This is a genomic window from Streptomyces hydrogenans (assembly GCF_014656075.1).
Classification (GTDB): Bacteria; Actinomycetota; Actinomycetes; order Streptomycetales; family Streptomycetaceae; genus Streptomyces; species Streptomyces hydrogenans.
In genome coordinates this window covers 22,566-33,669 of the sequence record NZ_BNBS01000088.1, presented here as the reverse complement: position 1 = coordinate 33,669, position 11,104 = coordinate 22,566, and the positions used below count along the sequence as shown (strand labels likewise).

Here is an 11,104-nt window from a genome sequence, read left to right as displayed (position 1 = left end):
GCCGGCCGCGCCGGGGCCGCCGGGCAGACGACCGCCGGGGGCGTTGCCGCCCTGCGGGGCCGCGCCCTGGGCGCCGGGACCGGCCTTGGGGGCCGGCTTGCGGCCGCCCTGGGCGACGTCGACCGGGAGCATGACGAGCGCGGTGGTGCCGCCCGAGTCGGACGGGCGCAGCTGGATGCGGATGCCGTGTCGCAGGGACAGGCGGCCGACCACGAAGAGGCCCATGCGGCGGGAGACGGAGACGTCCACGGTGGGCGGCGAGGCGAGCCGCTCGTTGATCGCCGCGAGGTCCTCGGGGGAGAGGCCGATGCCGGTGTCGTGGATCTCGACCAGCACGCGGCCGTCGGGCAGCGCGTGACCGGTGACCCGGACCTTGGTCTGCGGGGAGGAGAACGAGGTGGCGTTCTCCAGCAGCTCGGCGAGGAGGTGCACGAGGTCGTTGACGACGCGGCCGGCGACGTCGGTCGCCGGGACCGCGGCCAGCTCGATGCGCTCGTACTGCTCCACCTCGGAGGCGGCGGCGCGCAGGACGTCGACCAGCGGGACCGGGCGGGTCCAGCGGCGGCCCGGCTCCTCGCCGGCGAGGACGAGGAGGTTTTCGCCGTTCCGGCGCATACGGGTCGCGAGGTGGTCGAGCTTGAAGAGCGAGGAAAGCTGGTCCGGGTCGGCCTCGCGGGACTCCAGCTCGGAGATGAGCGAGAGCTGACGCTGGATGAGGCCCTGGGAACGGCGCGAGAGGTTGGTGAACATCGCGTTGACGTTGCCCCGGAGGAGGGCCTGCTCGGCGGCGAGGCGGACGGCCTCGCGGTGCACGTCGTCGAAGGCCGCGGCCACCTGGCCGATCTCGTCCCGGGAGTGCACGCCGACGGACTCGACGGAGGTGTCGACGTCCTGCGGGTCGGACTCGGAGAGCTGCTTGACGAGCTCGGGCAGGCGTTCCTGGGCGACCTTGGTCGCGGTGTCCTGGAGCCGGCGCAGCGAGCGGATCATGGACCGCGCCACGACGAAGGCGCCGATGAGCGAGACGCCGAGGACGAGCAGGATCAGCGCACCGTTGATGATGGCCTCGCGCTGCGACTCCTGCCGCAGCTCACGGGCCATCGTCTCCATCTCGCCGAGGAGCTGGTTCTCGATGCGGCTCATGGCCGCGATCTTGGTCTCGTACTCGTCGGTGAAGTTGAGGTAGCCGCGCCTCGGGCCGCCCGGCATGGTCTCGTCGGCCTTGAGCACGCGCTCGGCGTACTTCTCGGCGTCGACGATGGTCGGGTTGCCGGAGTGCAGCGAGTCGGTGAGGTCGGTGGCGTCGCCGCCGGTCGCCTCGTAGATCGCCGTGAAGGACTTGAAGGCGTTGCTCTCGCCGTTGAGCGCGGCCTCGCCGTAGAGGCGGTCACCGGGCTGGATCCGGCCGGCGGTCTTGTCGCTGGCCGGCAGGGCGCCCGCGATGATCGCCTGCTGGATGGAGGCGTACTCCTTGGCGGACGAGAACGCGGCGAGCGCGCGGGTCCGCTTGATCATGTCCGGGTTGCTGGTCGCCTGGGCCATGTCCTGGGACAGGCTGAGCAACGAGCGGATGAGACGGCTGTACGCCTCGACCGTCACCGAGTGCGAGACGCCCTTCTTGTAGGCGCTCGTCCGGATGTTGTGGAGGTCGATGACCTGCGACGCGATCGTGTTGACGTTGGAGCGGATGCTCCGCAGCGCCTCGTCCTCCTCGCCGTTCGGGATGGCCCGGGTGGCGTCGAGGAAGGCGTCGTACTGGCGGTCGGTGCGGCGGCGCGGGTTGGCGACCTGGTAGTCGCTGACCGGGCGGCCGTTGGCGAGCGGACCGGCGGACAGGTCGCGCTCGGCCTGGAGGGCCTGGGCGAGCGCGGTCGCCTCGCGGGTCAGCTTGGTGAGCAGCTGCATGTGGTCGAGCTGCTGCATGTCCTGGAGCGACTCGCTGATGCGGATGCCGCCGAGGCTGGTGGCAGCGACCACGGGGAGGGTCAGCAGGGCCACCAGGCGGGTGGAGATGCGCCAGTTGCGGAGCGCTATTCGCGGGCCGGTGGAGTTCTCGGGCGCCGAGGGCGTGCCGCCCTTGCCGTCGCGTGCGGAGCCGGCCGCGCCGGTCTGCTCGCCGGGCGCGGCGGACGGGCCGGAACGGCGCGCGGAGCCCTCGCCGGACTCGCCGTTCGGCCGCTGGCCCTTGCTCTGGGGCTTGCCCTGGACCCTGCCCTGGCCGCCCTGACCGGGCGCCTGCTGGGTGGAGTGCGGGGCCGCGGGACCGCGATCGGTCCCGGCACGCGGTTCCTGCTCGGACGGAGCGTCCGCGCGGCCCTTGCGAGCCTGGGCGGAGCCCGCGCCATCCCTCTTGAAACGTCCCTGCACTAGCGTCGCAACCTCTGGACCAGGCGTCCTTCCGGGTGGAACCGGAGCGGACGGTGTCGGCGTCGTCGGGACGCGTCGGTGCGCCCCAGGTGGTCGTCGGTGACCGGCGCAGATCCCCCTTTCCCGCCACTCGGCCGGCGCTGCGTTGCGCCCCCTGCGTGCCGGCGTCGAACCCGCGGCGGTGCGTGGAATTCCAGCACAGTGCCGGAACTCCAACAAGGGCTGCGGTCTGTACCGCAGAGGGGATGACCTGCTGTGCGCGGGAGGTCACGGGGTGTAGAAGATGATCAGGGAGGTTTCGGACTTTTACCCTCCAATGACCTGGCGCCCCCGAGTGTCCCAGTAGCGATGATCAGGAGCGGAATGGCGGGTTCAGTGGCGGAATGTCCCTTTCCGTGACCTGACATGCCCGTCCGTAATGACCGGAAAATCCACCCAGTGGTGAGCAAACTCACACCGGAATGGATGTCTCAGCCATGCATTCGAAGGGAACGCCTTGATTTAGCCTGACGCTTTACACCATTCTCGCGCCCGCACGGGCGCCCGTCCCGGAACAAGGTCTGCCAGCGCGATGACTGCACCCACGCCCGCCACCACGGCCAACCCGCGTCGTTCCACCCTCGCCCACCTCTCGGACGCCGCCGACCTCGGCCGCGGCGCCACCCCCGAGTACGCGGCGCAGCTCCCCGACGCCACGGCCAACCCGCGCCGCACCGTCCTCATGCAGGCCCCCGCGCCCTACGTGCCGGCCTACCTCGCCGAGGCCTGACCGGGCCCCCTCCGCCGTCCGCCACCGGCGATATCCGCCGGTCGGCCGCCCCGCGCCGCGTTAGCCTGGAGCGTCAGACTCCAGCCAGTACCAAGTGAGGGGCGACAGCACTCGTGCGCATCGCCAGATTCTCCATCGACGGCAATGTCGCCTTCGGCGCGGTCGAGGGCGAGGGGACCGTCGAGTCCGGCGGCCTCGTCCTCGACATCATCAGGGGCATCCCGTACACCGACTTCGAGCTCAGCGGCACCAAGGTCCCGCTGAGCAAGGTACGGCTCCTGCCGCCGGTGCTCCCCAACAAGGTCGTGGGCATCGGCCGCAACTACGCGGAGCACGCCAGGGAACTCGGCAACGAGGTCCCGGAGGTCCCGGTCGCCTTCTTCAAGCCGACCACCTCCGTCATCGGCCCCGGTGACGCCATCGAGTACCCCTCCTTCTCCAGCGAGCTGCACCACGAGGCCGAACTCGCCGTGGTGATCGGCCGCATGTGCCGCGAGGTGCCCCGGGAGCGCGTCAAGGACGTGATCTTCGGCTACACCTGCGCCAACGACGTGACCGCCCGCGACGTCCAGAAGCGCGAGGTCCAGTGGGCCCGCGCCAAGGGCTTCGACACGAGCTGCCCGCTGGGCCCCTGGGTGGAGACCGACCTCGACCCGAGCGACCTGGCCGTCCAGGCCACGGTCAACGGCGAACAACGCCAGCTCGGTCGGACGAGCGACATGATCCGCTCCATCGAGGACCTGGTCGTCCACATCTCCGAGGCCATGACGCTGCTCCCGGGCGACGTCATCCTCACCGGCACCCCCGCCGGGGTCGGCCCCCTCAACGTCGGCGACGAGGTCGCCGTCACCATCGAAGGCATCGGCACTCTCACCAACAGGGTGATCAAGCGTGGCTAACGCGAACATCCGCGTCCGTTTCTGTCCGTCCCCGACCGGCAACCCCCATGTGGGTCTGGTCCGCACCGCCCTCTTCAACTGGGCCTTCGCCCGGCACAACCAGGGCACGATGGTCTTCCGCATCGAGGACACCGACGCGGCCCGCGACTCCGAGGAGTCGTACGACCAGCTGCTCGACTCGCTGAAGTGGCTCGGCCTCGACTGGGACGAGGGCCCCGAGGTCGGCGGCCCGCACGCCCCGTACCGCCAGTCGCAGCGGATGGACATCTACAAGGACGTCGCCGAGAAGCTGCTCGCCGGCGGGTACGCGTACCACTGCTACTGCAACACCGCCGAGCTGGACGAGCGCCGCGAGGCCGCCCGCGCCGCCGGCAGGCCGTCCGGCTACGACGGCCACTGCCGCGAGCTGTCCGCCGAGCAGGTCGCGGCGTACGAGGCGGAGGGCCGCGAGCCGATCGTCCGCTTCCGGATGCCCGACGAGGCCATCACCTTCACCGACCTGGTCCGCGGCGAGCTCACCTTCACCCCGGAGAACGTGCCGGACTACGGCATCCTCCGGGCCAACGGCGCCCCGCTCTACACCCTGGTCAACCCGGTCGACGACGCCCTGATGGAGATCACCCACGTCCTGCGCGGCGAGGACCTGCTCTCCTCCACCCCCCGCCAGGTCGCGCTCTACAAGGCGCTGATCGAGCTGGGCGTCGCCAAGGAGATCCCCGCCTTCGGCCACCTGCCGTACGTGATGGGCGAGGGCAACAAGAAGCTCTCCAAGCGCGACCCGCAGGCGAGCCTCAACCTCTACCGGGAGCGCGGCTTCCTCCCCGAGGGCCTGCTGAACTACCTGTCCCTCCTCGGCTGGTCCTTCTCGGCCGACCAGGACATCTTCACCATCCCCGAGATGGTGGCGAAGTTCGACATCGCGGACGTCAACGCCAACCCGGCCCGCTTCGACCTCAAGAAGGCCGAGTCCATCAACGCGGACCACATCCGCATGCTGGACGTGAAGACCTTCGCCGAGGCGTGCGAGCCCTGGCTCCGCGCCCCGCACGCCCCCTGGGCGGCCGAGGACTTCGACCGCGCGGCCTGGGAGCGGATCGCCCCGCACGCCCAGACCCGCCTGACCGTCCTCTCCGAGATCACGGCCAACGTCGACTTCCTCTTCCTGCCCGAGCCGGTCTTCGACCAGCCCTCGTGGGACAAGGCGATGAAGGGCGAGCCCGCGGCCCTCCTGACCACCGCCCGCGAGAAGCTGGTGGACGCCGACTGGAACGACCCCGAGTCGCTCAAGAACGCGGTCCTGGCCGCCGGCGAGGCCCACGGCCTCAAGCTCGGCAAGGCCCAGGCCCCCGTCCGCGTCGCCGTCACCGGCCGCACGGTCGGCCTGCCCCTCTTCGAGTCCCTGGAGATCCTGGGCAAGGAGAAGACCCTGGCCCGCGTCGACGCGGCCCTGGCGAAGCTCGCCGCGTAACCACGCGCCCCGCACACCACGGGGGCGGCGGCCGGATCCCTTCCGGCCGCCGCCCCCGTCGTCGTACCCGCCCCCTAGGGTCGCCTCATGCCCATGACACCACCCGACTTCGCCCACTGGTTCACCCCCGGAGCCGTCGTCCCGACCGAGGACAAGAGGGACGTCACCTTCGACGTCCGGGAACTGGGGGAGATCGGCCTGCCCACCGGCGAGCTCGTCGCCTGCGACCCGATCGTCCACCTCTGCGACGACGACGAGCGGCCCGCGCCCTTCGCCGTCACGGTCCCGCCCGGCCGCTACCGCGTCCAGATCGCCGAGGCGTCCTTCACGTACCCGTACGACCACACCGTGAACGCCGCCGCCCGCCTGGTGATCCGCGACACCCCGGTGGCCCGCTGGGAGCCCGCCCTGGTCCCGGGCGAGGCGACTCCCGAGGACGACTGCTTCGGCTACGGCGTCGACGCCGGCCTCGGCAGCTTCCTCGACACCGCCGCCCACCACTCCTTCCCGGGCACGGACGACGAGAAGGGCGTCATCTGGGAGGTCCTGGACTCGCCCCGGAGCCCGGGCGCCTTCCTCGCCGAGGGTGAGAACGGCCACACCATCGCCGTCTTCGTCTCCGGCTGGGGCGACGGCCTCTACCCGACCTGGGTCGGGCGCGACGCCGACGGCGAGGTCGCCTGCTTCGTCACCGACCTGCGCCCCTTCCGGTTCGCCAAGGTCCTCTGAAACCGCTCCCGGCGGGCCCGCCGGGAGCGTACGGTCGGTTCCATGACCATCCGGGCCGTCCTCTGGGACGTGGACGACACGATCTTCGACTACGCGGGAGCCGACCGCACCGGGATGCGCGCCCACCTCACCGCCGAGGGCCTCACCGGGCTGCACGGCACCGTCGAGGACGCCCTGCGCCGCTGGAAGGAGCTCACCGAGCTGCACTGGCGGCGCTACGAGGAGGAGCCGGCGGGCAGCTGGCAGGACCAGCGCCGCCACCGCGTCCGCGACTTCCTGGACCGCCCGGCCCTGACCGACGCCGAGGCCGACGCCTGGTTCGGGCGGTACGTGACCCACTACGAGGCCGCCTGGGAGCTCTTCCCCGACGCCCTGCCCGTCCTGGACCTGCTCGCCCCCGACTACCGGCAGGCCGTCCTGTCGAACTCCAGCATCCACGCCCAGGAGCCCAAGCTGCGGGCCCTCGGCGTCCGCGACCACTTCGAGGCCGTCCTGTGCGCCGCCGAGCTCGGCAGCGCGAAGCCGGCCGCCGCGGCCTTCCACGCCGCCTGTACGGCGCTCGGCCTCGCCCCGCACCAGGTGGCGTACGTGGGGGACCGGCCCGACATCGACGCGCTGGGCGCCCAGGAGGCCGGGCTCCACGGCATCTGGCTGGACCGCTCCGGCGCCGGCGAGCAGCCCGGCCTGCGGCGCATCACCGACCTCCACCAGCTCCCCCCGCTGCTCCGCGGGGATACCCGTTTTGGAGCACCGTCCACCTTCGGGTAATGTTCTTCCTGCGCCGAGGGGAACAAGCCGAAAGGCAAGAACCCGCAAAGCGCAAGCCGAGCAAGATCCCCCATGGTGGGGATGGCGCCCCGGTGGCCTATGGTGTAATTGGCAGCACGACTGATTCTGGTTCAGTTAGTCTTGGTTCGAGTCCAGGTAGGCCAGCTCGCAGAGCTCATCTGCAAACCGTGGATGGCATCCACAAAGCCCCCGTTGTGTAGCGGCCTAGCACGCCGCCCTCTCAAGGCGGTAGCGCCGGTTCGAATCCGGTCGGGGGTACAGATCCTTCCCGCGGGATCACCTGGGTAGCTCCCGGTGAACCCGATGCAGGATCGCTAGGGCCCCCGTTGTGTAGCGGCCTAGCACGCCGCCCTCTCAAGGCGGTAGCGCCGGTTCGAATCCGGTCGGGGGTACGACGCTGGTCTAACCACGTATTGGTCTATGGTGTAATTGGCAGCACGACTGATTCTGGTTCAGTTAGTCTAGGTTCGAGTCCTGGTAGACCAGCTCGGGTCTGCGGCGGAAACGCCTGCGAGATCCAAAGCCCCCGTTGTGTAGCGGCCTAGCACGCCGCCCTCTCAAGGCGGTAGCGCCGGTTCGAATCCGGTCGGGGGTACGCGACATGAAGAAGCCCTTCCCTTCGGGGGAGGGCTTCTTCGCTATTCCCGACGCGCCCCGCCGGACGCGGACACAACTCCGGCCCACCGCTGCGGCGTTGGAGCGGCGGGCCGGGGAACGTACAGGTGAACAGAGGAAGCGGGATCAGCCGTTGCGGCGCAGGGCCTCGCTGAGGCGGGCGGCGGCGTCGATGACCGCCTGCGCGTGCATCCGGCCGGGGTGGCGCGTCAGGCGCTCGATCGGACCCGAGACCGACACGGCGGCCACCACGCGGTTCGAGGGGCCCCTGACGGGCGCGGAGACGGACGCGACGCCCGGCTCGCGCTCACCGATCGACTGGGCCCAGCCGCGGCGCCGTACGCCCGACAGGGCCGTCGCCGTGAAGCGGGCGCCCTGGAGGCCGCGGTGCAGCCGCTCGGGCTCCTCCCAGGCCATCAGGATCTGCGCCGACGAGCCGGCCTTCATCGTGAGCGTGGAGCCCACCGGGACCGTGTCCCGCAGACCGGACAGCCGCTCGGCCGCCGCCACGCAGATGCGCATGTCGCCCTGGCGCCGGTAGAGCTGCGCGCTCTCGCCGGTGACGTCGCGCAGATGCGTCAGCACCGGGCCCGCCGTCGCCAGGAGGCGGTCCTCGCCGGCCGCCGCCGCGAGCTCCGAGAGCCGCGGGCCGAGAATGAAACGGCCCTGCATGTCGCGGGCGACCATCCGGTGGTGTTCCAATGCCACGGCCAGACGGTGGGCCGTGGGTCGTGCGAGTCCCGTCGCCGCGACCAGTCCTGCGAGGGTGGCCGGACCGGACTCCAGGGCGCTCAGGACAAGGGCTGCCTTGTCGAGAACGCCTACGCCGCTAGAGTTGTCCATGCAACGATATTCGCGTCTCACTCTGTGAAACGCAAGTTCAATTTTCCGAGGAACTTGTCACTCTGGTGAGGCGGCCGCACAACGGACCGCGAAACGGTCTCTAGTGGTGCCGGCGCAGCCGCCGGCCGGAGGGAAAGCGATGGGTAGGACACTCGCGGAGAAGGTCTGGGACGACCACGTCGTCCGGCGCGCCGAGGGCGAGCCCGACCTCCTCTTCATCGATCTTCACCTGCTGCACGAGGTGACCAGCCCCCAGGCCTTCGACGGTCTCCGCCAGAACGGCCGGCAGGTGCGGCGCCTCGACCTCACCATCGCCACCGAGGACCACAACACCCCCACCCTCGACATCGACAAGCCGATCGCCGACCCGGTCTCCCGCGCCCAGCTGGAGACCCTGCGCAAGAACTGCGCCGAGTTCGGTGTCCGGCTCCACCCGCTCGGCGACGTCGAGCAGGGCGTCGTCCACGTGGTGGGACCGCAGCTGGGCCTGACCCAGCCCGGCATGACCGTGGTCTGCGGCGACTCCCACACCTCCACGCACGGCGCCTTCGGCGGCCTGGCGTTCGGCATCGGCACCAGCCAGGTCGAGCACGTCCTGGCCACCCAGACGCTGCCCATGGCCCGCCCGAAGACCATGGCCATCACGGTCGACGGCGAGCTGCCCGCCGACGTCACCGCCAAGGACCTGATCCTCGCCGTCATCGCGCGGATCGGCACCGGCGGCGGCCAGGGCTACGTCCTGGAGTACCGGGGCTCGGCCATCGAGAAACTCTCGATGGAGGGCCGCATGACCATCTGCAACATGTCCATCGAGGCCGGTGCCCGCGCGGGCATGATCGCCCCCGACGAGACCACCTTCGCCTACCTCAAGGGCCGTGCCCACGCCCCCGAGGGCGAGGACTGGGACGCCGCCGTCGCCTACTGGAAGACGCTGCGGACCGACGAGGACGCCGTCTTCGACGCCGAGGTCGTCATCGAGGCCGCCGAGCTGGCGCCGTTCGTCACCTGGGGCACCAACCCCGGCCAGGGCGCCCCGCTTTCGGCGAACGTCCCCGACCCGGCTTCGTACGAGGACCCCTCGGAGCGCCTCGCCGCCGAAAAGGCCCTGGAGTACATGGGGTTGACCGCCGGCCAGCCGCTGCGCGACATCAAGGTCGACACCGTCTTCGTGGGCTCCTGCACCAACGGCCGCATCGAGGACCTGCGCAACGCCGCCTCCCTGCTGGAGGGCCGCCAGGTCGCCGACGGCGTCCGCATGCTGGTCGTCCCCGGCTCCGTCCGGGTCGCCCTGCAGGCCGTCGAGGAGGGCCTGGACAAGGTCTTCAAGGCCGCCGGCGCCGAATGGCGGCACGCGGGCTGCTCCATGTGCCTGGGCATGAACCCCGACCAGCTGGCCCCCGGTGAGCGCTCCGCGTCCACCTCCAACCGCAACTTCGAGGGCCGGCAGGGCAAGGGCGGCCGCACCCACCTGGTCTCCCCCCAGGTGGCCGCCGCCACCGCCGTCCTCGGCCACCTGGCCTCCCCGGCCGACCTGTCCGACGCCGTCACCACCGCGGGGGTCTGAGGAACCATGGAAGCTTTCACCACGCACACCGGCCGCGCCGTCCCGCTGCGCCGCAGCAACGTCGACACCGACCAGATCATCCCGGCGCACTGGCTGAAGAAGGTCACCCGCGACGGCTTCGAGGACGGCCTCTTCGAGGCCTGGCGCAAGGACTCCGAGTTCGTCCTCAACCGCCCCGAGCGGCAGGGCGCCTCGGTCCTGGTGGCCGGCCCCGACTTCGGCACCGGCTCCTCCCGTGAGCACGCCGTCTGGGCGCTCCAGAACTACGGCTTCAAGACGGTCATCTCGGCCCGCTTCGCCGACATCTTCCGCGGCAACTCGCTGAAGAACGGTCTGCTGACCGTGGTCCTGCCCCAGGCGACCGTCGACGCCCTCTGGGAGCTGACCGAGGCCGACCCGACCGCCGAGATCACCGTCGACCTGGAGGCCCGCAAGGTCCTGGCGGCCGGGATCGACGCCGACTTCGAGCTCGACGAGAACGCCCGCTGGCGGCTCCTGAACGGCCTCGACGACATCAGCCTCACCCTTCAGAACGAAGCCGACATCTCGGCCTACGAGGCGGCCAGGCCGTCCTTCAAGCCCCGTACAATTACGGCCTGAGCAGCGCTTTTCCAAGACTGCGCCCCCCACCCTCCGGTGGGGGGCGCAGTCGCTTGTTGAGACCCTGTCGGGCGACAACTCGCCCTAGATGGCACAATCGGTGCATGGAACGCGACAACCAACTCAAGCTCTACGAGGAAGTCGCCGACCGACTGAAAGAAGCGCACTCCCGGGTGCGCGCACTGCAAGTCCCGGAGGGCGTAAGGATGGCGCTGTCCCGGAAGCTGCTGGTCGTCACGGCCGCGGCGAAGCACGATCTCGCGGACGCGGCAACGCGTCTGGACCGGTTGATGAAGGACCTCGACGAGGGCCGATTCCCTGAAGACGACTGACACCAGGAACTCCGCAACGGCACTTCCACGTTGCGGCACTAGAGTGATTAGCCCGTTTCGTGTTTGATTTGCGGTATATACATGCCTAACGTGCGAAAAAGCTTGAACAGTTTCGTTCCGGCAAAGTCT

10 protein-coding genes and 5 tRNA genes are annotated in these 11,104 nt (G+C 70.4%); 13 read left to right on the top strand and 2 right to left on the bottom strand.

The window, feature by feature from the left end:
• A partial coding sequence (locus IE321_RS29385) for a sensor histidine kinase (protein ID WP_190225134.1) occupies positions 1–2,367 on the bottom strand: 2,367 nt, incomplete at its 3' end.
• 571 nt (positions 2,368–2,938) lie between these two features.
• Between IE321_RS29385 and IE321_RS29380 the strand changes: the two genes are divergently transcribed.
• The 10 genes from IE321_RS29380 to IE321_RS29335 all read left to right on the top strand — a co-directional run bounded on the left by IE321_RS29380 (position 2,939) and on the right by IE321_RS29335 (position 7,616).
• Positions 2,939–3,136, top strand: coding sequence for a hypothetical protein (locus IE321_RS29380; RefSeq protein WP_043229303.1), 198 nt, complete (start codon positions 2,939–2,941; stop codon positions 3,134–3,136).
• Between the two features lie 113 nt (positions 3,137–3,249).
• Positions 3,250–4,035, top strand: a complete 786-nt coding sequence (locus IE321_RS29375; RefSeq protein WP_043229304.1) for a fumarylacetoacetate hydrolase family protein — start codon at positions 3,250–3,252, stop codon at positions 4,033–4,035.
• Entirely contained in the window at positions 4,028–5,503 is a 1,476-nt protein-coding gene (gene gltX, locus IE321_RS29370) for a glutamate--tRNA ligase (RefSeq protein WP_190225133.1), read from the top strand. Before IE321_RS29375 ends, gltX begins: the two co-directional genes overlap by 8 nt.
• 87 nt (positions 5,504–5,590) lie before the next feature.
• On the top strand, positions 5,591–6,232 hold the full coding sequence (locus tag IE321_RS29365) for a DUF4241 domain-containing protein (RefSeq protein WP_190225132.1): 642 nt from the start codon (positions 5,591–5,593) through the stop codon (positions 6,230–6,232).
• A 42-nt stretch (positions 6,233–6,274) separates the two neighbouring features.
• Positions 6,275–7,000 (top strand): HAD family hydrolase, encoded by a 726-nt coding sequence (locus IE321_RS29360; protein ID WP_043229313.1) that lies wholly within the window; start codon positions 6,275–6,277, stop codon positions 6,998–7,000.
• Between the two features lie 93 nt (positions 7,001–7,093).
• Positions 7,094–7,165: transfer RNA gene (locus IE321_RS29355), tRNA-Gln, on the top strand.
• 41 nt (positions 7,166–7,206) lie between these two features.
• A tRNA-Glu gene (locus IE321_RS29350) sits at positions 7,207–7,279 on the top strand.
• Between the two features lie 61 nt (positions 7,280–7,340).
• A tRNA-Glu gene (locus IE321_RS29345) sits at positions 7,341–7,413 on the top strand.
• 22 nt (positions 7,414–7,435) lie between these two features.
• A tRNA-Gln gene (locus IE321_RS29340) sits at positions 7,436–7,507 on the top strand.
• Between the two features lie 36 nt (positions 7,508–7,543).
• Positions 7,544–7,616 (top strand) — tRNA-Glu (locus IE321_RS29335).
• Between the two features lie 146 nt (positions 7,617–7,762).
• Here IE321_RS29335 and ndgR read toward each other — a convergent pair.
• Positions 7,763–8,479 carry an IclR family transcriptional regulator NdgR gene (gene ndgR / locus IE321_RS29330; protein WP_017235973.1) on the bottom strand — a complete coding sequence of 239 codons (717 nt, stop codon included), beginning with the start codon at positions 8,477–8,479 and terminating at the stop codon, positions 7,763–7,765.
• Between the two features lie 139 nt (positions 8,480–8,618).
• Between ndgR and leuC the strand changes: the two genes are divergently transcribed.
• The 3 genes from leuC to IE321_RS29315 all read left to right on the top strand — a co-directional run bounded on the left by leuC (position 8,619) and on the right by IE321_RS29315 (position 10,975).
• Positions 8,619–10,043 carry a 3-isopropylmalate dehydratase large subunit gene (leuC, locus tag IE321_RS29325; protein WP_043229317.1) on the top strand — a complete coding sequence of 475 codons (1,425 nt, stop codon included), beginning with the start codon at positions 8,619–8,621 and terminating at the stop codon, positions 10,041–10,043.
• Positions 10,044–10,049: 6 nt separating this feature from the next.
• Positions 10,050–10,643: a 3-isopropylmalate dehydratase small subunit gene (gene leuD / locus IE321_RS29320; RefSeq protein ID WP_043229318.1), complete on the top strand. Its 594-nt coding sequence runs from the start codon at positions 10,050–10,052 to the stop codon at positions 10,641–10,643.
• 104 nt (positions 10,644–10,747) lie between these two features.
• The gene (locus IE321_RS29315) at positions 10,748–10,975 is read left to right on the top strand and encodes an SCO5555 family protein (protein WP_030750706.1); all 228 of its coding nucleotides are present in this window, start codon (positions 10,748–10,750) and stop codon (positions 10,973–10,975) included.
• The last annotated feature ends 129 nt before the right edge of the window (positions 10,976–11,104 follow it).

Excerpts from the sequence above, each read along its gene's own strand:
- IE321_RS29380 (WP_043229303.1), top strand. The coding sequence starts at position 2,939 with ATGACTGCACCCACGCCCGCCACCACGGCCAACCCGCGTCGTTCCACC.
- IE321_RS29365 (WP_190225132.1), top strand. The coding sequence starts at position 5,591 with ATGCCCATGACACCACCCGACTTCGCCCACTGGTTCACCCCCGGAGCC.
- IE321_RS29360 (WP_043229313.1), top strand. The coding sequence starts at position 6,275 with ATGACCATCCGGGCCGTCCTCTGGGACGTGGACGACACGATCTTCGAC.
- ndgR (WP_017235973.1), bottom strand. The coding sequence starts at position 8,479 with ATGGACAACTCTAGCGGCGTAGGCGTTCTCGACAAGGCAGCCCTTGTC.
- leuC (WP_043229317.1), top strand. The coding sequence starts at position 8,619 with ATGGGTAGGACACTCGCGGAGAAGGTCTGGGACGACCACGTCGTCCGG.
- leuD (WP_043229318.1), top strand. The coding sequence starts at position 10,050 with ATGGAAGCTTTCACCACGCACACCGGCCGCGCCGTCCCGCTGCGCCGC.
- IE321_RS29315 (WP_030750706.1), top strand. The coding sequence starts at position 10,748 with ATGGAACGCGACAACCAACTCAAGCTCTACGAGGAAGTCGCCGACCGA.